We start from the raw sequence: 26,311 nt of genomic DNA, 5'->3' as shown, positions 1-26,311 counted from the left end.
GCACTCAGCACTCAGCACTTCTTCATGACACGCTATTTCGCCATCGTTCCCGCTGCCGGTAGCGGCAGCCGCATGGGTGCCGAGCAGCCCAAACAGTATCTGGCGCTGTGCGGCAAGCCTTTGCTTTGGCACGCCATCGCCGCTTTGGCCGCAGTGCCACGCATTGCCAAGGTGTTCGTGGTGCTTTCGCCTGAAGACGAGTGGTGGGAAAGTTTTGACTGGTCCACTTTCGGCACTCGCTTGCAGGTCTTGCGGGTGGGCGGTGCGACGCGGGCGCAGAGCGTCAGCAATGGTCTTTCGGCAGTAGCGGGTCAGGTCGCGGCGGAAGACTGGATGTTGGTGCATGACGCGGCGCGTGCCTGTCTGTCCGTGGCGCAGGTCGATGCCCTGATTGATACGCTGGCGGAGGATCCTGTCGGTGGCCTGCTGGCTGTGCCGGTGGCCGACACCCTCAAGCGCGCCGATGGCGCCGCGCGCGTGGCTGCTACGGTGGCGCGCGATGGCCTGTGGCAGGCGCAGACACCGCAGATGTTCCGGCATGCTTTGCTGAGTCGGGCGCTGGCGGCTTGCCCCGGCGTGACCGACGAGGCTGGTGCCATCGAAGCACTCGGACTGGCCCCGCGTCTGGTGGCGGCCGATGCGACCAATTTCAAGGTGACTTACCCGCAGGATCTGGCGCTGGCCGCGCAGATTCTGCATGCAAGGAGTACGAAATGAGCTTTCCCTTCAGGATTGGTCAGGGGCTGGATGTGCATCGTCTGGTCGAGGGGCGCAAGCTGATTCTTGGCGGTGTCGAGATTCCGCATGACAAAGGCTTGCTTGGCCACTCGGATGCCGACGCCTTGCTGCACGCGATTACCGACGCGATTCTTGGTGCTGCAGGTCTGGGCGACATCGGCCGGCTGTTTCCGGATACCGATCCGGCGCATGCCGGCGCCGACAGCCGTGAACTGTTGCGCGAAGCCATGCGCCGGGTGCGCGAGGCAGGTTGGCTGGTGGTGAACGTGGATGCTACGATCATTGCGCAGGCGCCGAAGATGGCGCCGCATGCGCCGGCGATGGTGCTCAATATCGCCGCCGATCTGGGCGTCGCGCCAGACTGCGTCAACGTCAAGGCCAAGACCAACGAGAAGCTCGGCCATCTGGGGCGTGGCGAAGGCATTGCGACGCAGGCGGTGGCTTTGCTAGCGCGCATTTGAACGCCGGGTAACGCTGCCTGAAGAGCCGCTTTCAGCATTGCTCTACAAGCGGCCTGCCTGTTCAGGCCCGCTGGGCGGTTCTGTGCTGCAGGCATGCCTGAAGCGCTTTGCTGAGCGCGCCTCTCCGCATTGCGCTACTTTCGGCGCACGCTGCCTTCCTGCAGCAGTTAAACTCCGTTCTTTAGAAAAACCGAAACGCCCATGGCCCGCTCTCGCGACAACGACTTTTCCAATCAGCCCCCCAGCTTTGATCCACAGATGGCGGCGCTCAAGCTTCCGCCGCACTCGGTAGAAGCCGAGCAGGCATTGATCGGCGGGGTGCTGCTGGATAACGCAGCTTGGGACCGGATTGCGGATCTGGTGCGGGAAGTCGATTTCTATCGCGACGAGCACCGGCGGATTTTCCATCACGTCGCCAAGTTGATCGAACAGGGCCGGCCCGCCGACGTAGTGACGGTGTTCGAGTCGCTCGACAAAAGCGGCGATGCGCAGCACGTGGGCGGCCTGGCCTATATCGCCGAGATCGCCAACAACACGCCCTCTGCGGCCAATATCCGCCGCTATGCCGAGATCGTGCGCGAGCGGGCCATCCTGCGCAAACTCGTCACCGTGGGCGATGAAATTGCCGCCAAGGCGCTGGCGCCGTCCGGCCGCGATGCGAGTCTGATTCTGGACGAGGCTGAAGCCAATATCTTGAACATTCGCGACGAAGGCAGCCGGCAGAACACCGGCCTGGTGCCCATCCAGCCCGTACTCGGGCAAGTGGTGGATCGCATCCAGGAACTGTACGACCGCGACAATCCGGCGGCCGTGACTGGCGTACCGACCGGCCTGGCCGATCTGGATCAGATGACCTCCGGCTTGCAGCCGACCGACATGATCATCGTCGCCGGTCGTCCCGGTATGGGCAAGACCTCGTTCGCGCTGAACATCGCCGAAAGCGTGGCGCTGGAAGCCCAGTTGCCGGTAGCCGTGTTCTCGATGGAAATGCCGGCCACTCAACTCGTGATGCGTTTCATCTCGTCCATCGGGCGGCTTGATCAGCACCGTCTGCGCACCGGCAAGCTCAATGATGACGAGTGGCAGCGCCTGTCCTACGCGCTGGGTAAGCTGCACGAGGCGCCGATCTATATCGATGAAACGCCAGGCCTCAATCCGATCGACTTGCGGGCGCGGGCGCGGCGACTGCATCGCCAGCATGGCAAGCTCGGCCTGATCGTCATCGACTACTTGCAGCTGATGACTTCGCACAAGGAAAGCGACAACCGCGCCGCCGAGCTGTCGGAAATTTCGCGTTCGGTGAAGTCGCTGGCCAAGGAATTGCACGTGCCGATCATGGCCCTGTCGCAGCTCAACCGAAGCCTTGAACAGCGTCCCAACAAGCGTCCGGTGATGTCCGATCTGCGCGAATCCGGCGCTCTGGAGCAGGATGCCGACATCATCATGTTCGTGTATCGGGACGAGATCTACAATCCGGACACCGAAGACAAGGGCAAGGCCGAGCTGATCATCGGTAAGCACCGGAATGGCTCGACCGGCGTGGTGCCGCTGACCTTCATCGGCGAATACACGCGCTTCGAAAACTACGCGCAAAGCTCGGGGTATTGAGCTTTGTAGATCCAGCCTGATGAAGTTGGAGCGCTGAGTGGAGTGTGCCCAAACGGCTCCTTCCCCTTTTTAGGGGGAAGGTTGGGATGGGGGTTGTCTCGTTCAACAAGGCCAGTCCTTAACTTAAAATTTTACCCCCACCCTTGCCCTCCCCCTTAAAAGGGGAGGGAATGTTAGGGCACGCTGAATTTTTGCGGGCCAGATCAGCAGATGTACGCCTCAGCGCTCGCAATCAGGCTGCGGGTGTAGTCGCTGCGCGGCGTGCTGAGGATTTCATCGAGGCTGCCGGATTCAACAACCCGGCTGTCCTTCATCACCAGCACCGTGTGTGCCATGGCGCGGATCACGTCGATGTCATGGGTGACCAGCACATAGGCAAGGCGGTACTTGCGCTGCAGGTCGGCGAGCAGCTTGAGCACCTGCTGCTGGATCGTGACATCCAACGCGCTGGTGGGCTCGTCCAGCACCACGATCTGCGGTTTCACGATCAGCGCGCGGGCGATCGCGATGCGCTGGCGCTGGCCGCCGGAAAACTCGTGCGGATAGCGCCCGAGCAGCGTGTCGATGCGGTCGTTCTCGTGCAAGCCGACATCCCGCAGTGCGGCGATCACGCGTTCACGGCGCTGAGTCGGCCGGAGTTTTGGCGCGTGGATTTCCAGCCCCTCACCGACGATCTGTTCGATTGTCATGCGTGGTGAGAGCGAAGACAAGGGGTCCTGAAAGACAACCTGAATGCGCTGGCGCAGCGAGCGTTCCTGTTCGCGCCGTCCCTTGCTGCCCGCATCGCCCCATTGCTCCTTGCCCAGCCGCACGACGCCTTGCGCGGGCGTGAGATTGAGGAGTGCGAGGGCCAGTGAAGTTTTACCCGAACCGGATTCGCCGATCACGCCGAGCGTCTCACCCGGCGAGAGCTGAAAGCTGAGGGGCTCGACGGCGGTGAAACTTCCCTTCTTGAACCAGCCCTTGAAGCCGGGCAGGGGAACCGGATAGTCGACGCGCACGCCCTCGGCGCAGAGCAAGGCACCGCGCGCCGCTTCAGCCACATCCCTCCGAGGCCGGCTATTGACGAGCTTCTGCGTATAGGGGTGCTGCGGATCGTCCATCAGCGCGGCTGTCGGGCCTTGCTCCACCAGAATGCCGTTTTCCATGACGACCACCTTGTCGGCAAAGCGGCGCACCAGATTCAGATCGTGGGTGATCAGCAGCACCGCCAGACCGCGCTCGCGGCGCAGTTCATCCAGCAGGTCGAGGATCTGGTGGCGGATCGTCACATCCAGCGCCGTCGTCGGTTCGTCGGCGATCAGTACTTTCGGATCGCAGGCCAGGGCCATGGCGATCATCGCGCGCTGGCGCTGCCCGCCGGAGAGTTGGTGCGGGAAGCTGTCGATGCGCCGCGCGGCTTCGGTGATACCTACGCGCTCCAGCGCAGCGATCGCCTGCTGGCGCGCCTCACTGCGATTCAGACCCTTGTGCAGCTGCAGGGTTTCGACGATCTGAGCGCCGACCGTCATCACCGGATTCAGCGCCGTCATCGGTTCCTGAAAGATCACCGCGATTTCGCCGCCGCGCAGTTGCTGCAGCTCGCGCGCGTTCATGCTCAGCACTTCGCGGCCTTCGAACTTGATGCTGCCGGAGAGTTTCGCGGCTTCGATCAGGCGCAGGCAGCTCATCGCGCTGACCGTCTTGCCCGAGCCGGATTCGCCTACCAGCGCCAGCTTTTCACCCGCAGCAAGGGTGAAGGAGGCTTTGTGCACGACTTCGCGCGGGCCGAAGGCAATCGACAGATCGCGGACTTCGAGCAGGGGCGTACTCATGCCGCGTCCTCCATCTGCTTGCGCGGATCCAGCGCATCGCGCAGCGCATCGCCGATCAGGATCAGCAGCAGGAGCATGCCGACCAGCACCGTGAAGGTCGCCAGCGATATCCACCAGGCATCCAGATTGGCCTTGCCCTGCGCCAGCAACTCACCGAGGCTGGGGGTGCCGGGCGGTGCGCCGAGGCCGAGGAAATCCAGAGCGGTCAGCGAACCGATGGCTCCGGCCATTTCGAAGGGAATCAGGGTCACGACCGGCGTCAGGGCGTTAGGCAGGATGTGGCGGAAGATGATCTTGCGCTTGCTCTGGCCCAGGGCGCGGGCGGCGCGCACGTAATCCAGCGTACGGTTGCGCAGGAATTCGGCGCGCACGTAGGCGGCGATGCCCAGCCAGCCGAAGGCCGCGATCAGCGTCACGAGCAGCGGAATGCTGGGCGAGAACAGGGCGGAGAAGATGATCAGCATGTAGAGCACCGGCATGGCGCCCCAGATCTCGACGGCGCGTTCCATGCCGATATCCGTCCAGCCAGCAAAGAAGCCCTGGATCGCACCGTAGACGACGCCCCAGACGGCACACAGCGCGGTGACGGCCAGCGCAAACAGCACCGAAACGCGGAAGCCGTAAAGCAGGCGGGCCAGCAGGTCGCGGCCCCGGTCATCGGTGCCGACCCAGTTGGCTTGGCTGGGCTGCGCCGGATTCGGTTCGGCCGAGAAATAGTTGATGCTGCTGTAGTGATAGGGATTGGGCGGGAACAGCGCGAAGTTGCCGGGCTTGGCAAATTGCGCGCGGATGAAGGGGTCGAGGTAATCCGTGGGCGTGTGGAAATCGCCGCCGAAAGTCGTCTCGGGTAGGGTCTGTACGATAGGCGCATACCAGTGGCCCTCGTAGCGCGCCAGAATCGGCTTGTCGTTGGAGAGCAGCTCGGCCGCCAGACTGATCACGAACAGTCCCCCGAAAATCAGCAGGCTCCAGTAGCCCAGATGATTGGACTTGAAGCGCTGCCAGGCGCGGCGGGCGGGGCTTTGGGAGGTGGAAGGCTTGCGCATTGCGTCACTCATACTTCACCCGCGGATCAACCCACAGATAGCTTAAATCGCGGATCAGGGTGGTGATCAGTCCGATCAGGGTGAACAGGAAGAGGCTGCCCAGCACCACCGGGTAGTCGCGACGCATGACGGATTCGTAGGAAAGCCGGCCCAGTCCGTCCAGAGAGAACAGGGTTTCAATTAGCAGCGAGCCGCTGAAGAAGGCGCCGACGAAAGCCGCCGGAAAGCCGGTCATGATCGGGATCAGCGCATTGCGGAAGACGTGGCGCCACAGCACCGTGCGCTCGGAAAGGCCCTTGGCGCGGGCCGTCATCACGTACTGTTTGCGGATCTCTTCGAGCACCGAATTCTTGGTCATCAGCGTGATCACGGCGAAGCTGCCCAGGGTCATCGAAATCACCGGCAGGGTGATGTGCCACAAATAATCAAGAATGCGGCCGCCCAGACTCAGGGTTTCCCAGTTGGCCGAGGTCAGCCCGCGTAGCGGGAACCATTGCACGAAGCTGCCGCCGCCAAGCAGCACCAGCAGCAGCACACCCATCACGAAGCTCGGGATGGCAAAGCCGAGCAGCACGATGAAGGTCGTGCCGGTATCAAAGCGCGAGCCCGCGCGCACCGCTTTGGTGATGCCCAGTGGCACCGAGATCAGATAGGTCAGGAAGAAGCTCCACAACCCCAGCGAGATCGACACCGGCAGCTTTTCCTTGATCAGTTGCCACACCGGCTTGTTGTGGAAAAAGCTCTTACCCAGATCGAAGCGCGCGAACTGGCCGATCATTTGCGTGTAGCGCTCCAGTGGCGGCTTGTCGAAACCGTACAGGGCGCGGATTTCTTCGATGCGTTTAGCATCAACGCCCTGGCGCCCGCGATAGGCCCCGCCGCCCGCACCACCGCTCTCACCCACCGCGTTGCGGCCCTGCAGTTGCGAGACCATCTGCTCTACCGGCCCGCCCGGCACGAACTGGATCACCAGAAAAGTGATGGTCAGCACCCCGAGCAGGGTCGGGATCATCAGCAGCAGGCGTTTGAGAATGTAGGACCACATGGTGTCAATCCTTCTTGGGCAGCGCCCACCAGCTTGCGGTGAGCCAGACTTCCGGCTGATAGTACGCGGGCATTACTTCGGGCTGACCGAATTTGCCGCTGCGCCAGGCTACGCGAAAACTGTTGCTGTACCACTGCGGCAGGCTGTAATGGCCAAAGCGCAGCACGCGATCCAGTGCGCGCAGGGCGGCGACCAGTTGCGGGCGGGTCGTGGCGGCCAGCGTCTTGTCCAGCAGGGCATCCACCGCAGGATCCTTGACCCCTGCCAGATTGGACGAACCTTCCGTGACGGCCGCCTGTGACGAGAAGCGGTCGCGCAATTCGCTGCCGGGGGCTTCGCGGCCGGGGATGCGCGTCGTGAGGATGTCGAAGTCGAACACGTCCATGCGCTTTTGCATGATGGCGGAATCGATGATGCGGATGCTCGCCTGGATGCCGAGTTTCTCCAGATTCTTGAACATCGGTGTCAGGACGCGGCCGAAGCTGCCGCCTTGCGATTGTGTTTCCAGAAACTCGATGGTGAAGGGCTCGCCCTTGGTGTTGCGCAGCGCGCCCTCGCGGTAAGTCCAGCCGGCTTCGGCGAGCAGGTCGCGGGCCTGGCGCAGATTGTCGCGCAGGCTGGCAGGGGCGTCGGTGCTGGGCGGCAGGGGCACGGGCTGCGTGAATACGGCTTGCGCAAGCTTGCTGCGCAAGGGTTTCAGCAGGGCCAACTCGTCAGGGCCAGGCAGTCCTTGCGCTTCGAAGTCGCCGCCCGGGAAATAGCCCTGCACGCGGGTGTAGGAGCCGTAAAACAGCTGGCGGTTCATCCACTCGTAATCCATCGTGGCCTCCAGCGCCTCGCGCACGCGCACATCCTTGAACTTGTCGCGTCGCGTGTTGAACAGGAAACCCTGAAAGTCGCTTGAGTTGCGGCTCGGCAGCCGGCGTTTGATGATCTCACCCGAATCGAATTTCGGGCCTACGTAGGCGCGTGCCCACTGCCGCGCAATGAAGACCTGGATGTAATCGAACTCGCCGGCCTTGAAGGCTTCGGTCTGTACAACCTCATCGCTGTAGATGCGGTAATTGATGTGATCAAAGTTGTACTGGCCGCGCCGCACGGGCAGATCCTTGGCCCAGTAATCCGGATTGCGCTCATAGCTGATGTCGCGGCCGAAGGTTTCCGCAGCGATGCGATAGGGGCCGCTGGCGATCGGCTTGTCCATGATCACCTCGTCGAACTTTTTGCCCGCCCCCCAGCTGTGGCTGAACACCGGCAGGCCACCCACGATCAGCGGCAGTTCGGCGCTGCCCTGTTTGAAGTCGAAGCGGATGCTGCGCTCGCTCAGAACGGTGGCGCTCTTCACATCGGCAAGCATGTTGGCATAGCCGGGATGCGCCTCTTTGCTGGTCAGGCGCTCGAAACTGTACTTCACATCCTTGGCCAGCACCGGCGAACCATTCTGAAAACGAGCCTTGGCATTCAGGCGGAAGGTCGCCGAGCGTTTGTCGGCTGCGACGCTCACGTCCTCGGCCAGCAGACCGTAGGCCGTGGTCGGCTCGTCCAGCGTGCCGGTCAGCAGGGTTTCGAAAACCAGATCACCCAGCCCCGGCGGCGAGGTTCCCTTGAGTGTGAAAGGATTGTACTTGTCATACTGGCTGGAGGTCGTCGGCGCCACCAGCGTGATCTCGCCACCCTTGGGCGCAGCCGGATTGACCCACTCGAAGTGCTGGAAGCCGGGCTTGTACTTGATGTCGCCGAACTGGGCGTAGGCGTGCGCGGCCCAGGCGGGAGGCAGCAGGGCGGGCAGCAGGAGTAGAGCGAGCAGGAGGCGATACATGAGGCGCATTCTGCCAAAGATCCGCCAATAAAGTGCACGTCGCCCAAACATCGGCAAGGCACTCATTCCGGCGAGCCCAGACGCAGGCGGTTCAGCGCCAGATTGGCGGCGGCCGTGCGTGTTTCCACGCCGAGTTTCTCGTAGACGTGTTCGAGGTGTTTATTCACCGTGCGCGGACTGGAGCCAAGGATCTCGCCAATGTCCGGGCTGGTCTTGCCTTTGGTAACCCAGTAGAGCACCTCGGCCTCCTTGCGGGTCAGCGTGAAGCCGCTGATCAGCGCTTCGATCTGCGTCGCATCGTTTTCCTCGCGCAGCACCAGCAGCCATTCGCCATCGGCGGTCTGATCGTGCAGGGTGAAAATCAGGCGGCGGCTGTCGCGCACAATGTTCAGCGGCAGGGTCGGCGCGCCGGGCTCGCGGCTCGCGGCCAGCCAGTTGAGGATCGCGTCCGGGGCGTGTTCCTGCTCGGCATCGAAATAGTTGGCGAGCAGGCGCCGGGCCAGCGGGGTTTGCCAGGTGATGCGGGCCGATTCGGGACGCACCGCGATCGTCGCCTGGCCGAAGGCATCCAGCGCACTGCGCGCCTGCTTCATCTGCCGCGCGCTGGCCAGATGGCTGTGCACGCGGGCGATCACTTCGCCGGTGCGTACCGGCTTGGTGATGTAATCGGTGCCGCCTGCGTTGAAGGCCGCGACGACGTGTTCCGTCTCGGTCAAGCCTGTCATGAAAATGATCGGGATATGGCGCGTGGAGAAATCAGCCTTGAGCCGGCGCGCCACCTCGAAACCATCCATGCCCGGCATCATCGCGTCGAGCAGGATGATGTCCGGCAGGCTCTGGCGCGCCCGGGCCAGCGCCGATTCACCATTGATGGCGACCAGCACGGTGAAGCCGGACTCATCCAGCGCATCGTGCAGCACGGCGAGGTTGTCCGGCACGTCATCGACGATCAGCACGATGTCCGTGCTGTTGCGGTCAAGATTCAGGGCGGGCATGGGTTTGGGGTGTTCCTTGGGTCGGAGCGCATTAGCGTGTGTCGGGCATTTTTAATCTCTTCCAATACACGATAACTCTTTGTCGTGTTCCCCGCTCCATGAGCGGAAAACGATTCTATTTGCATAGGGATAGTCGTCGTTGGAGCTTGGTAGCGCTGAGTTTTCGCAGAGACTGGAGCAGCAAAATTGCGCATCACGCCAGAATGAAACAATGCTGTATTGATCTGACGTGATTTTTTCTGCCAGTGACAAGGCGCCATCGTTTAGTTCGTTGAAGTGCCCGTGGTACGTATCGAAGAAGACAGAGACTTCTTGTTCTTCAGTTGTGATTACGAGGGGTTCTTTAATCCTAGGGTTTGGGGCGCGCAAGGACACAATCAGCGCATTTTCTCCGCAATCATCTTCGGCGCGAGCGAACGCTTGCCATTCGGGATGAATCGCAAATAGCTCCTCCGCAACCTGCCGATCAAACAATCCAAGTGATTCAATCATGGCTGGCTCTATCCTCAGGCTTTGTCTTTGTTCATCTGGGTGATCAACTGCCAGGCCATCGCGCCCATGCCCAGCACGCCCAGCACCAGCACGCCCCACAGGGCGATTTTCTTCCAGTCTTTTTCCTCTGACGGAGTCTGTGTTGCGGCCGGGCTGCTGCCTGAAGAGGCGCTCTGGGCGGCGATCTTCACGGCTTCGCTGGCAACGCTGGCGGCGACGATTTCCGGGCTGCCGGGCTGGCCGAAGCCGGGCACCAGCGTGGCAGCACCGAGGGCTGCGTCCTTCGCGTCCTTGTTGCCAACGGCCAGGGTGTAGGGCGGCGTGCCGCTGGCGAGGAAGACCAGCTGCGCCGGTTGCAGTGCGAAGCTCAGCTGCGGGCCTTCACTCAAGGGGTTCAGACGCGGATCGATGCGCAGCACGAATTCCTGCAGGGCGTAGCCGGGCAGGGCGATTTCGCTGTTGCTCCACTCGCGGCTCTTGTCGGTGATGCGGTAGGCCACGCTGCGGGCGAGGCTGCGCCAGTGTCGGCGCTCGCGCCCGGGCGTCAATATCTCGACAGGCAGCAATTGGTTGCCCGGCGGCAGGGTGATGCGCAGGCGCGCCAGTGGCAAGGGCTGCGCCAGACGGAAACGGTATTCGCCGGGCTTCAGATCCGAGTCGCCCTTGCTGGCGGCGAGCGGCGCGGACCAGGTCAGCGGCGCAGCCAGATAGCGCGAGCTGCTCTGCTCGACTTCGGCGCTGGTGAGCTGCGGCGCGTTCGCCGGGTCACGCCAGATCAGGCGCAGGTAGCGGTCACGAAAGCCGTTCAGGGCGATGCTGCGGTTCTCGATGCGCGCACCGTTGTAGTCGAGGCGGGCAAGCTGCACGCCACTCACGAGGCTGTGCCAGTTGCGCAGATCGTCGCTGGATTCCACATCGAGCAGCTGGAAGTCGGCGGCGGCCTTATCCCAATTGAGTTCCAGCGCACGCACCGCACGGCGATCCGTGATCTGGCTCGCGTCCAGCACATAGCCGCGCAGGGGCGCTGCGCTTGCCTGTGCAGCCACCCTGCCTGAAGAGCCTTGCTGGGCGCGGATCTCCACGAGGCTGCCATCGCCGGCCTGTTTCACCACCACCTGCAGCGATTTGCTCTCCGTCGCGCCCGCGGGTGCGTCTGCTGCCTCGCCCCGCAGCGGGAACCAGCGCAGCGTCTGACGCTGCACCTTTTCCTCGGTACTGCCGCTTGCCGCCAGCTGAGCGTAAGGCACCGGCTGGCCGCTGCCATTGAACACGCGCAGATCGCGCAAATCGCCATGCGCCGAGGCCAGGTAGGCCGCCAGCGGCACGCTCAGGCGGTAGTAGGGCGCTGCGGTTTCGGTGCTGATCGGCAGATGCGTGGCGAACTGCGCGGGCTTGTCTTGGGCTAGACAAGGGAGCGTCAGAGTTGCAGCGATGAGAAGCGCGAGGGTTCTTTGCATGATCATGGAGCTTTCTTCTGGACCTGCTTATGGTCTTTGCCAAGTTCTTGACGAAGTTCTTTGAGGATTGTTGTCTCGTCGCTGACAGCGTAACCATGCCATCTCAGCGAAAGTGAGTGGGTTGCTGTATCGAAATTGCCGAGGATCAGCCACTCTTGCCCTTCGCTTACCTGAGGCTTCGGCAGGGCTGGGTTCTCGATGGCCTGACAGAATTCGTTCGGATCAATCAGACCTTCTGCATTGAAGCGAATGGTTTGTGGCAAGGAACCCTTCAGCACTTCTTTTACAACAACCTCGATTTCTTGTTTTCCTGTCTTCAGAGGGCGGATGGAAATGACTCTGCCGATGAAAATCGCAGGGGACATCTTGGTCAATTCCGCTGGCGACCGCATCTGCGGCCGACAGGCTCCGGCGGAGTTCGAAAACATCGCCAGCAAAGCAAAAAATACGGAGCAAAACAATCGCATGACTATGCTCTCTGGAAGCTTGGCTAGGGTTGATCTGATGTTGCCGTCTCGTCTTTGTTCGGCGGCAGCGGCGCGAAGTAGCCCACGACCAGCAGCAGCACGCCCACGCCGATGAAGGAAATGATGCGTTCCAGCCCGCCGCGGTTCGACAGTTCGACGAAGAAGAGCTTGGCGACGACGACCGCGATCAGCACGGCCCCGGTGATCCACACGGCGCGGCGTGCGCGGCGGTGGCCGCTGATCATCAGGCCCAGCGCCAGCAGCGACCAAGCGATGGACAGACTGGCCTGCACGGTCATCGAATGGAGCAGGGCGTGCTGGCTCCAGGCGATGTCGCCCAGATGGTGCACGCCGCGCAACACGACGCAGGTGTAGGTCAGGAAGCTGCCGGCTAGCAGCGCCAGTTGCAGCGGTGTGTGCAGTGGCTGCCAGGCGACCTGTGCCGGATCTTGCACGCGCAGTTGCTGCAGCCATTGCCAGCCCGAGAAGAGGATCAGCACCAGCGCCAGATCCAGCGGATTGAGTAGCGGGAGGAAGGGCAGGGGCGCGGCGTTGCCGGTGGATTGCAGATTGGCCAGGGTCAGCCAGCCGAGCAGGATCATCAGCAGTGGCAGGGTGGCGCTGAAACGGTAGAGCTGCGGATGGGCGGCGGCCGGCCACAGTTTCGGCGGTGTTTTGCGCGCGTTCCACAGCAGCCAGGCGGCCAGTGGCAGCGTCCAACCCAGCCAGCGCCAGGTGCTGCCGGCTTCGCCGAGGGTGAGGAAGACGTAGCGCATTTCCAGTGCAGCCACGCCCAGCCAGACCCAGGTGTTGGCCAGATGCAGGATTCGGTCGCTGCCTTTGCTGAGCAGATTCTCTGCAATGCGCAGCAAGCCGAAACCAGCGATGAGGGCGAGGCCGAAAGCGGCCCAGCCCAAGTTGCCCAGCAGGTTCGTGTTCTGCTCGTAATCGAAGAGGGCCACTTGCGCGATCAGTGGCAGGAGTAGTCCGCACAGGCCGGCGAGCCGCGCCCAGCGCCACTTCGCGGCAATCGGCAGAAGCAGCAAGACGCTGGCCGCCATCACGGCGAGGAATTGATGGGCGAGGGCTTGATCGTCGGCTGCCGTCCAGCGTAGTTCCATCCACCAGCCAAATGCCCACCATCCTGCGGACCACAGCAGAGCCGGGAAGCTCAACCAGTCGCCATCAACCTGCAGTGCATCGGCATCCGTGGCCGCGGGCGAACGCGACCAGGCGTGCAGGCGCCAAGCGACGGCGAAGGCGGCGAGCGCGATGACGATCGGCGTCCAGAAACCGGCGTGGGCGAAAGGCGTGGCGCCCTCCGGTGGCGGCAGGTGGCCGAAGAGGAAGAACACGGCGCTGTTGGCCTTGAGGAAGGCGAGGCCAGCGAGGATTTCCAGCGCCAGCGCGAACCAGAAGGCGGGCTTCAGATTCAGGCGCATCGCGGCCCACATCAGCACGAAGCCGCAGGCCGCCCACACCGCCGTGGCTGTTTGCCAGGGCAGGACGAAGAGCACCGCCAGCGCGATGAAGCCGAGGCCGAAAAGCATGGCCCAAGCCAGACGTTTGACCAGCGCCGGATCGTTCTGCTTGCGTGCTTCGCGCACGGCCGTGCCCAGACTCACCAAGGACGCCAGGCCGATCAGCGAGGCGATGACCAGTCCCTTCCAGCCAGAGCCCGCCAGCACCAGTACGCCACCGGCATCGGCGCGATCCATGTGACTCAGGAACAGCACGCCAGCGGCCAGTTGCACCAGCAGCGCGTTGGCGAGCCAGCCACGGGCCTTGAGCTTCAACCCGACGAAGACCGTAAGCATACCGGCCAGCGCCCAGGCGGCGGCCGTGTGTTCGGCAAGCAGCGTGAGCGGCGCGATCAGGTACAGCGACCACAGACCGAAGCTGCTGAGCAAGGGCGGCAGCGGGCTTTGCGTAGTGTCTGTGCCTTGCTTCGCCAGCAGCGCGGCATTGGTCAGCAGGGTGATGCCGAGCAGGATCGCGGCATCCAGATTGCCGCTGAGGACGGCGTCTTCCGCATGCTGCAGCGAGGCGAGGAAGAGTCCGCCAGCCACCAGTTGCACCAGCAGCGCATTGGCCAGCCAGCCACGCGCCTTCAGGCGCAGGGCGAGGAAGACGGTCAGGCTGCTGGCCAGTGCCCAGGCGCAGGCGGTGTAATCACGCGCGAACTGCATCGGCGCGAGCAGATACAGCACCCACAGGCCCAGCGTGCCGAACAGCGGCAGCAGGGCGTTGTACTTGAACTCGCCATTGTCCTGCGCGCCGCGATGCAGGCGCAGCAGGGCGGCATTGCCCAGCAAGGTGACGCCGAGTAGCAGCGCGATAATCAGATTGCCGGAGATCAGTGTGCCCTCGCCCTGGTGCAGGGTGCCGGAATAGGCCAGCAAGGCGATCAGATGCGCCAGTACGGCGCTGTACACCCAGCCGGTGAGGCGCCATTGCAGGGCGGCGAACACGGCGACGAAGGCGCCAATGGCCAGCGCGGTGGCTGTGCCTTCGGCCAGATAGCTCATCGGGGCCATGGCGAACAGGCTCCACAGGCCGAGACAGCTGAAGACCGGGCCGAAGCTGCCGTCCCAGTTTTCGGATTCCCGTTCCGGGCTTACGTGCTTGCGCAGCACCAGCATGTTGGACAGGAAGGACAGGCCGAGCATCAGCGCGCCCAGCGCCGAACCGGTGAGGATCGTCTCTTGGCCTGCGTCGACTTTGTGGAGGAAGGCGAGCGTGGCGCCGGCCTGCAGCAGCAGCGCAAAGCCGCGTGCGAAGGGGCGATTCTGGCGATGGCCGATCCAGTAGATGCCGGCGGCCTCGACTGCCCAGGCGGCGGAAGTCCATTGCGCGTCCAGACCCAGCGGAATCGCCAGCGAGGCGAAGATCATGCCCAGCGCCAGGAATACTTCGGTGAGCAGGCGATGGCGAGCCGGGTTGCTGCTGTGCGTGAAGCGCGCCAGCACGAGGTAGAACATGCCCAGCGCCAGCGCGCTGAAGGCTGTGCCGTATTCGATATGCTTGATCAATCCGACCTGCAGGCTGAAAGCCACGATGGGCGTGCCGAAGAGGATCGTGCCATCCACGTAACGCTGGGCGGCGTGGCCTTTCTGGGCGAACCAGGCCGACCATTCGGCCGTATCGCGGCCACCCGGTGCGCTCGGGTCATTCAGCATGACGCGGCGCGCAAACAGCAGGCCGATGGTGACGAACATCAGGAAGAACAGGATCAGGAAGGGCTCGGTATTGGCGAAATGCAGGGCCGGATCGTAACTGCGCAGTCCCCAGGACAGGCCGATCAGGAAGGTGCCGAAGAAGCCGACCAGATTCAGCGGGCGCCATGCCTTGAACCAGGCGATGCCAAGGATGCCGGTATTGAGCAGGGCGAAATAGGTGAATAGTGCGACGTGATTGCCGCCGCCGGTCGATACCAGAATTGGCGTGGCGAAGCCGCCCAGCGCGCCGGCTACTGCCAGCGACAGGGAATTCTGCAACACCGCGAGCAGGCCGGACAGAGCCACCACGGCGACCAGCAGGGCAAAGCCGGCCTCGGTCGATAGCAGCGGCTGCTCATGCAGTTTGAGTGCAGCGAAGACCGTGAGGTACATCACCGCCACGGCGCCGCCCTGCATCAGCAGCGCGTAGTCCGGGCGCTTGAGGCGCAAACGCCAGCCCAGCGCCAGTGCGACGAGCGAGGTCGCAGCCACGGCGAGATAGCGCAGTTCCAGCGGAATCACCACGCGCTCCGAGGCGTAGCGCAAGAGGAAGGCCAGGCCGAGGAAGACCAGCAGCATGCCGACGCGGACGATGGTGTTGCCGCCGAAGAGCCAGTCCTTCGCGGCCTTGAAACCGCGTTCGATGAGGGAAGGTTCGGCCGGCGCGCGTGGCGCACGCGGCGGCAGGTGGCGTGCCGGAATGCGTTGTGCGGCGGGCTTTTGTGTGGAGGGTGGCTGTACAACCGCGCGGGGCGTGGCTTGTGGCGCTGATGTGCTGGAGACGCTTGCTGCATGCGGCTCTGCGGCCGGTGTGCTGGCTGGCGGTGTTGCCGGGGCTGTTGGCTCAAGCTTCAGCTCGGGATTGAAAGCCGGCGCTGGCGTGCTCGGGGCGGCCGACACGGTGGGCGTGGCGAGTGGCTTGGGCGGCTCCGCACTGCTTGGCGTTCCCCAAGGCAAGACCACATCGGCCGACGGCAGAGGTGCGTCGAGCAGCTCCAGCGGGCGCTCGTCCAGCGGAATATCCTGACGCAGATCCACGCGTAAAACGCTGGCGACCGGCTCGGCGTCGCGCTGCAGCGGCAGGGCCGGTTCGGGCTTGAGGATAATCGGGGTGACAGGCTGAGTCGCAGCTGCGACGGGATGCGCAGCGGGGGCGGTTGTGCTTCCTTCCCCTGTTTCGGCGAGAGGGACTGAGGGAGAAGGCGCCATTGCGCGGGCTAGCGGTTCTGGCGCAGCAGGCGGCGTCGCTATTGGCTGCTCGCGTAGCGTATCCACATTGCGCTGCAAATCCTTCAGCCGTAATTCCAGCGCTGTGCTGCGCGCCTCGGCGGCTTTCAGGCCTTGTTGCAGTTTGTGGATCTGCTTGTCCTGGCTGGAGCCGCGTGACCAGGCAATCAGGGTGAGGATCGGCAAGCCCAGAAAATAGGCGGCCCCTAGCAGAACCGATAACACGATCAAACCTTCCACAATCACTCCCCCGTCATGTTGTCACGGGATGGTAACAGAGCTGCGCGGAGGGCTTGGTGCAGGGCGGATGGAAGGGCGGTGAAGGCTGTTCCCCGAACGGCTACTCCTGCAACACAGGCGCGGGTGGAGTGGCGAGTTGTTGGGCTGTCCAACGCACTGCGGCATCGTGCGTTTCCACGATTTCAACAGGCATTACGCCCGCGTAGATGTCGCGCCAGATCCGGTCGGTGATGCGATAGCCCTCAACGTCCGGTCCGATCACGTAGCAGGTGCAGGCGCGTCGCCAGTTGCGGGCATGTTCGCGCGCGCCGCTGCGAATGCGCTCGAGCGCATCCGGCGGGCACAGTGCAGCACCGCTGATTTCGATGATCAGCCCCCAGGGGCCGCGCGCGGCGAGTGCTACTACATGCGCGTGCATCAGCTGCTGATACTCGGCGATCAGCTCCGCATTCCAGGGGCCGGCGATCCGGGCAATGAGGATCTGGCCTTCCTCCTGGATCGCGACTGAACCGTGCGTGCGAAAGCTCATTTTCATCTCGTCCGTAAGCGTCATTCAATGCGAAGCGTGCGCGGCAGCATACCTGCAGCTATGCGCCGAGCGCAATTTACCCCCTTGGAGTGGCGCGCGCAGCGGCGATCTGCAGCATGGTCTGGTGCTTAACCAAGCGGGGTGAGGTGGTGCGGGCAGGGTGCCTGCAGAGGTCCATCCAGTGCGGCTCTGCAGGCCGCTTATTTCTTGATCCAGCCAATCTCCCGCGCAGTCTGCGGGCCGATCAGGGTGGCGCCGAGGCTGGCCGGAATCTCTGCGCGGCCTTCATCCACGGGAATCCGACCGCCCATGATTTCTGCAAATTGCTGCGGCAGGCGCGGGTTCAGTTCGGGCTCGGCGTAACCGGCAGGGAAGATCGGCAGACCGTTGCGGGGATCGTATTTGTCGGTGGCGCCCAGGGTGTGCAGCAATTCGTGGGTGGTGACGACGAGGTTGCTGCCGTGCATCTGGCGCGTGGCAAACAGGTGGGCGATGCCGATCTGGCCCTTCGCGAGGCCGGCGGAATCGGGCACTGAGCTGTGGGTGGCCGGATCGTAGTAAAGCTGATACACGCGCACATCCGGGCGGATCGCGGTGGCCGGCGTGTTGCGCCAGGCCCACCAGCGCATCTTCAGGCTCCAGACGATGGCATCGAGCGCGCTGCCGCGCGTGGGCTGCGCGGGCGGCAGACTTTGAATAGCCGGGCCGAGGCTGACGCGCACAGGATAGAGTTTGTTCAGGCCGTGCTGCTTGGCTTGTTCGCCCAGATAGTCGCCGATCGGCTCGATGCTGCTGGCTTGCAGGGCATCGATGTAACGCTGGCTGGCAGCGCTGCCATCGGCGTTGATCGGGAACAGCGCGACCTGCAAGGTGCTCTGCCAGCCCGTGACCTTGGCATTGGCACGCCAAGTGGAGACGGCGACCGTCAGCAGGATGAAGAGGAGGATGCCGATGCGCAGCTTCTTGTACATTTTGTTTCCGATAACATTGTTCGTATTGCAGCGTTTCGCCCGCATCCGCCCGGGGGCATTACAATCCACTGCTGATGTGGCGACAGACCACGCAAAAATCAATAAATCGGAGACATTCTGGCACGCCCGTGCCAGACAAGGAGAGAGCATGCAGATGAACACGAATCGATGCGCGGGTCTGTGTGGCCTGGCGCTGTTGGCGCTGACGGCTTGTGGCAAGGCGAGCGAACCCCTGGCAAGCACTGCGAGCCCGGTCAGCGCCCGCGAAGTGCGCTACCAGCCTGTGGTGATCAATCCGACCTTGATGACGCTGGCGCTGGAGCCGCGCGAGGGCGCACTGCTGGTGGGCGGCAGTGATGGCACGATCTGGCATAGCCGCGATGCGGGCAAGACCTGGCTGAATGCACCCACGCCGGTGAGCGGCAACATTCTGGCGATCACGCCGACGCCGGATGGGCAGGGCCTGTTTGCGGTGGGCGAGCAGGGCGCTATTCTGGCGTCCAGCGACAAGGGGATGAGCTGGCAGGCGCGCCCGAGTGCGGTGGCGCAGAATTTAATGGCCCTGGCTTTTGATGACACAGGCAAGCAGGCGCTGGCGGTCGGGGTGCAGGGCACGATCACTCGTTCGGCCGATGGCGGTGAGCACTGGGAGGCGCTGGATCTGGGCTTGCCGGGCGGGGTCGGCTCGGTGCTGTTTGATCCGGCGCACAAGAGCTGGTTAATCGGCGGCGAGGGCGGCGTGCTGGCCTGGTCCGCGGACGGCGGGGACAGCTGGTCGGCGAGCAATCTGCGGACCGATGCGGCCATCACCCGTCTGCTGCGCGAGGCGTCGGGGGGCGCGCTGCTGGCGGGCACGTCCGACGGCAAGATCCTGCGTTCCGTCGACGGGGGGCGGCGCTGGAGTGTGGTGCTGAGCGTGAAAAAAACCGACTACATCACGCGCATCGTGCAGGCCCCGGCACAGGGCGCGAAGGCAGGTTTGCTGCTGGCGACGACAGCCACCGGCGCGGTGCTGCAATCCCGCGATGCGGGCAAGCGCTGGCGTCTGGCGCGCACGCCGACCGACAAGTATCTGTCCAGCATCAGCGTGCTGCCCGCTGCCCCCGGCGTGGTGCTGGCGGCCGGGGATGGCGGGGTGTTCGTGCGTTCGGCTGACGCGGGGAAAACCTGGTCAAAAATCGAGGCACCGACCCGCCAGAACATCGAGTCCATGATTCTGGAGCCCAAGAGCGGTGCCTTGCTGGCCGTGTCCAAAGGCGCGTTGGTGCTGGCCTCCAGCGACGCGGGGCAAAGCTGGCAGATTCGTCATCAGGCGCAGCCAGAATATGTACACGCCATGGCACGCGATGCGAAGAGTGGCGCCTTGCTGGCCGTGGGCGCGTACCGGATGGTGTCGCGCTCGACCGACGGCGGGCGCAGCTGGCAGGTGAGCACGAATCAGGCGCTGGTGGAGCCGGCCTTTCTGAACGACATGCTGGCCGATCCGAAAAGCGGCGCGCTGGTAGTCGCTGGCGGGCATCGCTCGGTGATGAGCTCAAAGGATGGTGGCGCGAACTGGCGCAACTTCAGCAACGCAGGCGACAGTTATCAGGGCCTGATGCTGGATCCGCGCAGCGGCGCTGTTGTGATGTTTGGCGATCATGGCGCCATCGGGCGGATGGATAGCGTGAGCGCCGAACCGCAGGTGTTGCCCGCTTTTGGTGACAAAGCCCTGTTTGGCGGGCTGGCCGATGGCGCCGGCCGGCTGTGGGTGTTTGGCGAAGAGGGCATGCTGGCGCGCTCCACCGACACCGGCAAGACCTGGCAGGTGGTGGCGCTTGAAGGCGCGCCCAAACTTTTCAGTGGCTACAGCGATGCCAGCGGCACGATCTTGATCGTGTTGGGCGATGGCGGCGCCATCCGGCGATCGGCTGATGGCGGCGCCACCTGGCAGGCCGTCAATAGCGGCACGACGCAGGCGCTGCGCGGGATTGCTGCCAGTGCGAGCGGCACGGCCCTGATCACCACCGGCCCGGATGGCTTGATCCTGCGCTCGGTGGATGCCGGTGCCAGCTGGCAAGCCGTGGACAGTGGCACGCACGAGCTGCTGCGCGCACCAGTGCTGGATGCCGCAACGGGCAACATGCTGGTGGCCGGGCGCGGCGGGGTGGTTCTGCGCTCGATTGACGAAGGCTTGAGCTGGACGCTGGTGGATACGCACAGCACGGCGCGTTACAAACGGGTGTTCGTCGATCCCGGCAGCCAGAGCCTGTTCGCCCACGGCGACCGGCTGGTGCGGCTGGATCCGGTGGTGGAGTGATGGGCAGGTTTTTGTAAACCGGATGCCGCGCAGCGGAATCCAGACTACGCGCGAGTGCCTTGAAGACCCGCACCCAGCTTGATTCTTGCGGCAGGCAGGCTGAAGGCCCAAGCTGCGCGCGGCTCTTCAGGCTAGTGCCTGTACAAGCTCCGTCACCACGCCATCCCAGTCATCGTGCGCGTTTTGGCGGAAAAGGCGCATGCCCGGATACCACGGGCTGTCGGTGCGGCCTAGCAGCCAGCGCCAGTCCGGCTTGTGCGGCAGCAGCAGCCAGGTCGGCTTGCCCAGCGCGCCGGCCAGATGCGCGACCGAGGTGTCGACGCTGATCACCAGATCGAGCTGTTCGATCAGCGCGGCGGTGTCCTCGAAATCCTTGATCTCGTTGCGCAGATCCAACAGCAGGCTGGTGGTGAAGGTGGCGAGATCGGTCTCGCGCACCTCGGGTTGCAGGCTGATGAACTGTGCGTTGCAATTCAACAGCGGGCGCAGGCGCTCCAGCGCGATGCTGCGCTTGTGATCGTTGCTGTGCTGTGGGTTGCCAGACCAGACCAGACCGATCCGCCGCTTGCCGGGGATACACGCGGTCGCCAGCCGTGTTTGCCAGTGCGCCATGCGTGCCGGCTCGGCTGACAGGTAAGGCGTGTGCGCCGGAATGCTGTCGAGCCGGGTGCCGAGCAGGCCCGGCAGGTCGAGCAGCGGCACGCAGAAATCCACCGCCGGCGCTGAGTCGCCGCGCAAAACGATCTGGCGGATGCCCGTCACGCGACTCATCAAACTGTGCAAGGCCGGCCAGGTTTCCAGCACAATTTCCGCATCCTGTGCGGCGAGCAGGCGGGCGTAGCGGCAGAACTGCAGCGCATCGCCCAGACCTTGTTCGGACAGCAGCAGGATGCGTTTGCCGGCGAGCGGCGTTTCGCCATCCCAGCGCGGGGCGGGCAGGGCGCGATCATTCAGGCGGGCCTCTTCGGCCTGTTCGCGCCAGCGATACAGCGGCCAGCCCTGGGAGAAATCACCGAGCAGCAGATGGCACAGCGCGGCGTTCAGGTGGGCCATGACGTGCGCGGGGTTGGCACTGCGGGCGGCGGCGTAACTCTCCAGCGCTTCGCTGAACTTGCCGCACATCTCTAACGCTGCACCACGGTTGTTCCAGGCTTCGGCATGGCCCGGACTGCTCTCCAGCAGCACGTCATATGCCTCAATCGCGGCATCGAAACGGTGCAGGGCACGCAAGGTGTTGGCGCGATTGAAGAGGGCATCTGGATATTTCGGGCGCGTGCTCAGCGCCTGGTCGAAGCTGGCGATGGCATCGTCGAAGCGGCGCAGATCGAAGAGCACATTGCCCCGGTCGTTGAGCGCCTCGGGGCTGTCCGGCCGCTGCGCAAGGATTTCATCAAAGGTGCTCAGGGCCGCGTCAAAACGATTCAGGCGGCGCAGGGCATTGCCCCGCGCAATCCGGGCGCGCAGCAGATCCGGTTTTAGACTGAGCGCCTTGTCGCACGCAGCCAGCGATTCCTCGAATCGTCCCAGACCACGTAGCGCATCTGCCCGGCTGGTGTGCGTATCAGGATTGCCGCCTTGCAGCGTGATTGAACGGTTGAAGCAGGTCAGTGCCTCTTCATTCCGCCGCAACTGGTTCAGGGCGCCGCCGAGGTTGTTCAGAACCATCGGGTCATTCGGCTGCTGCAGCAAAGCACGTCCGATCAGTTCGGCGGCTTCGGCGTGCTGGCCGCGTTGTGCGTGCAATACCCCCAGCATGTGCAGGCTGTCAGCGAAATCGGGCGCCTGTTTCAGGGCTTGCCGGTAAAGCGGCTCGGCCGCATCGAGTTGGCCAGCCTTGTGCCTGGCAACAGCCTGGCTGTGCCACTGCGCAGCAAGGGCGGAGGCTTTGTTTCCGGAAGAACTCTTGTTCATTGCATGCAGAAATGCTTGAACGGGTCTGAATTGTACGGTTTGGGCTTTCGTAAACTGAAAAGCCCCTTCCTCTGAAGAGAAAGGGGCCTGTCTTGCAGAGACTGCAGATATTACTTGTAGGTCACGTCGGACTTGCTGACGTTACAGGCAGTGGTGTTCCACTTTTCGCCAACCTTCGGCGACTCGGAGCCTTTTTGCACGCCCTTGAACTCGATACAGACTGCGTTGCCCTTGCCGACCGTCAGCGTGCGGATGGTGGCTTTGTCACCGAAGTTGGCGTTCACACCGGCCACGCCAGCGCTTGCCTTGGTGATCTTGGTGTTGCTGATGTTGACATAGCGCGGGCCGCCATTGCTGGAGCAGTTGCCGCAGGAGCGATACAGCTTGCCGATGGTGCCGGCAGTGAAACCGCTGATCTTGATCGTGCTGCCCTTGCCGTTGTGCTGGAACACCTTGTCTGAGGCCTTGTCAGCGGAACCGCCAACTACGCTCATGGTCTTGCCCGAGCCGCCCTTCATGGTGGCTGCGTCTTCGCAGACGTCAGGCCATTTCACGTTGGACAGGGTGCAGGAACCTTCACAGTGCACACCGTCGGCAGCGCCGCCAGCCTTCAGGGTGACGTTCTTCAGCGTGCCGCCATCCTTGATCAGGAAGACAGGTTGCTGGCTTTCGCTGCCACCGGCACAGGACGTGCCAACGGTTGCGCCAGAGTAATCCTTGGTGCCGGAGATGGTGGTGGTGGCGGATGAAGCAAATGCAGAAACAGCGAGGACCATGGCCAACAGAAGCTTGCTATACATGAGAGTCTCCAAATATTAAGTACGTTGTAATTGAACGGGGTTTAGCTTGCCCAAAGCAGGAATTTATGTAGGAAAAATACTTACATGTACGCAGTCCAAGTTCCTACAGGATTCTGCGCGTTCCGTGAGTGAAGTGTAACGATGTGTTACGCGATTTCAAGGAAAATTTTTAGCACGAAGACATGGGTTAACCCCTTGTTTTTGTACAAAAATTCATTTTCAGGCGGGAAAAATTGAGGGCAGCTGTTACCGGTGCCTTTTGTCAGGCAGGGCGCAAGCCTTGGTGTGACTTGTTTTCGGTAACGTGAACGGCGCGGCTGGGCGTAGCGGTCAGACAAATTCGCCTGAGCCAATAAAAATGCACACGAATGCCAAAAAAGTCACGATTCGATGCGCCCAGCTTGCAGCGCGGCAAGCACGGCATTGATTTAGGCTCTGTTCGCGATGGTCGTTGGCTATTTTTGGAGAGCCTTGATGCGCCTATCTCTGCGAGGGTTCAAGGCAATCCACTGCAAACCCAGTATGAACGGGGCTTTGGGCGTGGGTGCCTAAAAGTACCAACGGGAAACGCGCACAGAGCCTTGATTTAAAGGGGTAAAAGCAGCTGTGAACGGGCGTTTCAGCTCAGAGAAAACCCCGCCACGCGGGCGGGGTCGTGATCTTGCAACAGCCCCGCAGGGCTGCGGCAGTGATCAGTAGGAGGTCACGTTGGTGGTCTTCACGATGCAATTGGCGGTATTCCACTGCTCACCGATCAGGGGAGACTCGGAACCCGATTGCACGCCCTTGTAGGCGACGCAAACTTTCGGGCTGCCCGACTTGTAACCCTTGATCTGCAGGCCGGTGATGGTGGCGGTGTCGCCGAAGTTGGTGTTGATGCCGACCACGGAGGCCGACACGTTGGCCAGCTTGGTGCTGCTGATCACGACTTTGCGCGGGCCGCCATTGCTGGAGCAATTGCCGCAGGAACGATACAGCTTGCCGATGGTATCTGCGGCGAAGCCGGAGATCTTGATCGTCGAGCCGATACCGTTGTGCTGGAACACCTTGTCAGACGCTTTGTAAGCCGAACCACCCACCACATTCATGGTCTTGCCCGAGCCGCCCTTCATGGTGGCTGCGTCTTCGCAGACGTCCGCCCATTTCACGCTTTGAATCGTGCAGGAGCCAAGACAGTGGATGCCGTCAGCGCCGCCGCCGGCTTTGATCACCACGTTCTTGATGGTGGAGCCGTCGGTGAGGACGAACACCGGAGCCTGGCTTTCGGACGCGCCGTCGCAGGAGGTGCCGACCGTTGCGCCGCCGTAATCCTTGGTGCCGGAAATGGTGGTGGTTGCGGACGATGCAAAAGCAGAAACAGTCAGGACGAGTGCCAACAGAAGCTTGCTATACATATGAGTCTCCAAATATTAACTACGTTTTGATGGAATGGGCATCAGCTTGCCCGGAGCAGGATTTATGCAAAAACGAGTCTTACATTGACGCGATCCTGAAACCTATGGATTTGTGCGCCATCCTTGAGCGAAGTGTATCCATCGAAGGCTTAAGATCAAGGGGAATTCTGGTCTGAAATTACTAGGTTAACCCTATGATTGATCTGAGATTTTTGAATTTTTGCAGGGGAAAATAAAATTTGATGTTACCGGTACCTGTTGTCAGGCAGGCAACAAGCCGCACGGCGCCTTGTTTCCGGTAACTTTGATTCCGCTTGGAACGTCATGTTGTCAGGCAACTTTGCGATATCCCTTCGTCTTTTATGGTTAAGGAGGCGAAAGGGCTTCTTTCCTTCGCATTGTTGCGAGGGCGCGACACTTGGCCGGGGAGGTCCGGACATGAGCACGCCCGATGCGGCGTTCGGGATACCTCAGAGGCCGGTTTCGTTTTTTTCTCAAAGCCAGACCCTTGTCAAAAGATGGTTTTGACGGCAGTTCCTGAAAAGAATGGGGGGAGAACCCTTTTTTTGCGTAATGAGCCTGTTTGCAGTATCGCGGCAGGTGCTTGTGGCGCATCAGGCTTTTATGCATCAAAGCCAATTCCGCTTGAACTTCTATAACTATTCAAGTTGTTGTTTTTAATGTTTTTTGTAGTTTGTTTGAAATGATTGCTGGATCCGCATTCGCAGCAGTTGTCCGAATACATGAATGCCGTGATTGCTGCGGCTGACGGATCAGCCTTGCTGGCTAGTGGCAATGTCGGCTTCCTGATTCATTCGACGGATAGTGGACAGAGTTGGTCGCCGCTTCCTGTCGAATGGCGTCAGCCGATGGTGCCGGCCAATATCTTTAGCCTGATCCTTGCCCCCGATGCCAAGACCCCGATCGGCGCGGGACCGCCCGGTACCCTGACCCGCTCGTCCGATGACGGACGCAGCTGGCAGGTGGTGCATGACACCTTCTTTGAGCAAGGGTCGATCTTTTCGCAAGTGCTGCTGGATGATCGGCGCGAAGCGGTGCTGAGCTTCGAGACCAAGGGCGATGTCTTCCGTTCCGAAGACAATGGTGCGACCTGGAGCAAGACCGGGCTGACGCTGGATAAAACCTTGCTGCGTATTGGCTTGGCCAACCCGGCGACGGGCAGCATCGTGCTGGCCGGCAAGGGCGGGCAGATCCTGCGCTCCTCCGATCAGGGGAAGAGCTGGAGCAAGCTGGAGCTGGGGGCCGAGTGCAACCTGTTTGGCGCTTGGCTGGATCCTGCCAGTGGCGCGATGCTGCTGGTGGGCGAGGGCGGGGTGATCCTGCGTTCCGAAGATGGTGGCCTGCGCTGGCAGCGGATCGAATCACCCGTATCGGATTCCGTGCTGCTTTCCGTGCTGGCCGATCCGGTTTCGGGCGCCTTGCTCATTAGCGGGCGCGGCGGCGTTTTGCTGCGCTCGATGGATGGCGGGCGGCAGTGGCTGCAGGTCAACTCGGGGACGCAGGAGGATCTGCGCCAGTTGCTGCTGGAGCCGCGCACGCAGCATGTGTTCGCCGTCGGGCGCGGCGGCACGATCCTGCGTTCGCGCGATGGGGGCCTGAGCTGGCAGGCTGTGCCCAGCCATACACGGAGTCATTTTCGGAGTGCACGCTTTGACCCCCGCAGCGGAGCCTTGATCGCCGTTGGCGAACGCCTGGTGGTGCTGACGCCGCAGTGAGTATGGCTTGCAGGGAGTGGCTGTAGAGCCGCGCTCCGCTTATG

At 62.7% G+C, this 26,311-nt stretch carries 19 protein-coding genes; 5 read left to right on the top strand and 14 right to left on the bottom strand.

The features are described from left to right. The first annotated feature begins 24 nt into the window (after positions 1-24). The 3 genes from ispD (at position 25) to dnaB (ending at position 2,807) form a co-directional block, all read left to right on the top strand. Positions 25-717 carry a 2-C-methyl-D-erythritol 4-phosphate cytidylyltransferase gene (gene ispD, locus ABXR19_RS09415; RefSeq protein WP_354600869.1) on the top strand — a complete coding sequence of 231 codons (693 nt, stop codon included), beginning with the start codon at positions 25-27 and terminating at the stop codon, positions 715-717. Continuing rightward, positions 714-1,199 (top strand): 2-C-methyl-D-erythritol 2,4-cyclodiphosphate synthase, encoded by a 486-nt coding sequence (gene ispF / locus ABXR19_RS09410; RefSeq protein WP_354600868.1) that lies wholly within the window; start codon positions 714-716, stop codon positions 1,197-1,199. Before ispD ends, ispF begins: the two co-directional genes overlap by 4 nt. Before the next feature lie 201 nt (positions 1,200-1,400). After that, positions 1,401-2,807, top strand: coding sequence for a replicative DNA helicase (dnaB, locus tag ABXR19_RS09405; RefSeq protein WP_354600867.1), 1,407 nt, complete (start codon positions 1,401-1,403; stop codon positions 2,805-2,807). A gap of 203 nt (positions 2,808-3,010) precedes the next feature. Here the strand turns inward: dnaB and ABXR19_RS09400 are convergent, their stop codons facing one another. The 11 genes from ABXR19_RS09400 to ABXR19_RS09350 all read right to left on the bottom strand — a co-directional run bounded on the left by ABXR19_RS09400 (position 3,011) and on the right by ABXR19_RS09350 (position 18,127). Then, positions 3,011-4,621 (bottom strand): ABC transporter ATP-binding protein, encoded by a 1,611-nt coding sequence (locus tag ABXR19_RS09400; protein WP_354600866.1) that lies wholly within the window; start codon positions 4,619-4,621, stop codon positions 3,011-3,013. Beyond that, entirely contained in the window at positions 4,618-5,667 is a 1,050-nt protein-coding gene (locus tag ABXR19_RS09395) for an ABC transporter permease (protein ID WP_354600865.1), read from the bottom strand. Before ABXR19_RS09395 ends, ABXR19_RS09400 begins: the two co-directional genes overlap by 4 nt. A gap of 4 nt (positions 5,668-5,671) precedes the next feature. After that, on the bottom strand, positions 5,672-6,712 hold the full coding sequence (locus ABXR19_RS09390; RefSeq protein ID WP_354600864.1) for a microcin C ABC transporter permease YejB: 1,041 nt from the start codon (positions 6,710-6,712) through the stop codon (positions 5,672-5,674). A gap of 4 nt (positions 6,713-6,716) precedes the next feature. After that, the gene (locus tag ABXR19_RS09385; RefSeq protein WP_354600863.1) at positions 6,717-8,531 is read right to left on the bottom strand and encodes an extracellular solute-binding protein; all 1,815 of its coding nucleotides are present in this window, start codon (positions 8,529-8,531) and stop codon (positions 6,717-6,719) included. Between the two features lie 62 nt (positions 8,532-8,593). After that, on the bottom strand, positions 8,594-9,526 hold the full coding sequence (locus ABXR19_RS09380) for a response regulator (RefSeq protein ID WP_354600862.1): 933 nt from the start codon (positions 9,524-9,526) through the stop codon (positions 8,594-8,596). A 51-nt stretch (positions 9,527-9,577) separates the two neighbouring features. Further along, complete coding sequence (locus ABXR19_RS09375; protein ID WP_354600861.1) at positions 9,578-10,018, bottom strand: hypothetical protein; 441 nt, start codon at positions 10,016-10,018, stop codon at positions 9,578-9,580. Positions 10,019-10,032: 14 nt separating this feature from the next. Further along, positions 10,033-11,481, bottom strand: coding sequence for a DUF3999 domain-containing protein (locus tag ABXR19_RS09370; protein WP_354600860.1), 1,449 nt, complete (start codon positions 11,479-11,481; stop codon positions 10,033-10,035). Then, a complete protein-coding gene (locus ABXR19_RS09365; RefSeq protein WP_354600859.1) occupies positions 11,478-11,942 on the bottom strand; it encodes a hypothetical protein in 465 nt (154 codons plus the stop codon). Before ABXR19_RS09365 ends, ABXR19_RS09370 begins: the two co-directional genes overlap by 4 nt. 23 nt (positions 11,943-11,965) lie before the next feature. Then, the gene (locus ABXR19_RS09360) at positions 11,966-16,612 is read right to left on the bottom strand and encodes a DUF2339 domain-containing protein (RefSeq protein WP_354600858.1); all 4,647 of its coding nucleotides are present in this window, start codon (positions 16,610-16,612) and stop codon (positions 11,966-11,968) included. A gap of 115 nt (positions 16,613-16,727) precedes the next feature. Next, positions 16,728-17,156, bottom strand: coding sequence for a hypothetical protein (locus tag ABXR19_RS09355; RefSeq protein ID WP_354600857.1), 429 nt, complete (start codon positions 17,154-17,156; stop codon positions 16,728-16,730). A 200-nt stretch (positions 17,157-17,356) separates the two neighbouring features. Beyond that, positions 17,357-18,127: a metallopeptidase domain-containing protein gene (locus ABXR19_RS09350; protein ID WP_354600856.1), complete on the bottom strand. Its 771-nt coding sequence runs from the start codon at positions 18,125-18,127 to the stop codon at positions 17,357-17,359. Positions 18,128-18,275: 148 nt separating this feature from the next. On the opposite strand from ABXR19_RS09350, the gene ABXR19_RS09345 reads away from it, so the two are divergent. Then, positions 18,276-20,426: a WD40/YVTN/BNR-like repeat-containing protein gene (locus ABXR19_RS09345; RefSeq protein WP_354600855.1), complete on the top strand. Its 2,151-nt coding sequence runs from the start codon at positions 18,276-18,278 to the stop codon at positions 20,424-20,426. A gap of 126 nt (positions 20,427-20,552) precedes the next feature. Here the strand turns inward: ABXR19_RS09345 and ABXR19_RS09340 are convergent, their stop codons facing one another. From ABXR19_RS09340 to ABXR19_RS09330, 3 genes are all read right to left on the bottom strand, one after another. After that, on the bottom strand, positions 20,553-22,337 hold the full coding sequence (locus ABXR19_RS09340; protein ID WP_354600854.1) for a tetratricopeptide repeat protein: 1,785 nt from the start codon (positions 22,335-22,337) through the stop codon (positions 20,553-20,555). A 110-nt stretch (positions 22,338-22,447) separates the two neighbouring features. Further along, positions 22,448-23,137, bottom strand: a complete 690-nt coding sequence (locus tag ABXR19_RS09335) for a pectate lyase (RefSeq protein WP_354600853.1) — start codon at positions 23,135-23,137, stop codon at positions 22,448-22,450. 692 nt (positions 23,138-23,829) lie between these two features. Further along, complete coding sequence (locus ABXR19_RS09330; RefSeq protein ID WP_354600852.1) at positions 23,830-24,531, bottom strand: pectate lyase; 702 nt, start codon at positions 24,529-24,531, stop codon at positions 23,830-23,832. Positions 24,532-25,274: 743 nt separating this feature from the next. On the opposite strand from ABXR19_RS09330, the gene ABXR19_RS09325 reads away from it, so the two are divergent. Then, positions 25,275-26,267 carry a beta propeller repeat protein gene (locus ABXR19_RS09325; protein ID WP_354600851.1) on the top strand — a complete coding sequence of 331 codons (993 nt, stop codon included), beginning with the start codon at positions 25,275-25,277 and terminating at the stop codon, positions 26,265-26,267. Positions 26,268-26,311 lie beyond the last annotated feature (44 nt).

The sequence above is a fragment of the Uliginosibacterium flavum genome, assembly GCF_040566545.1.
Taxonomy (GTDB): Bacteria; Pseudomonadota; Gammaproteobacteria; order Burkholderiales; family Rhodocyclaceae; genus Uliginosibacterium; species Uliginosibacterium flavum.
The sequence above is the reverse complement of the archived record's forward strand: the minus strand, read 5'-3'. Positions and strand labels throughout refer to the sequence as shown.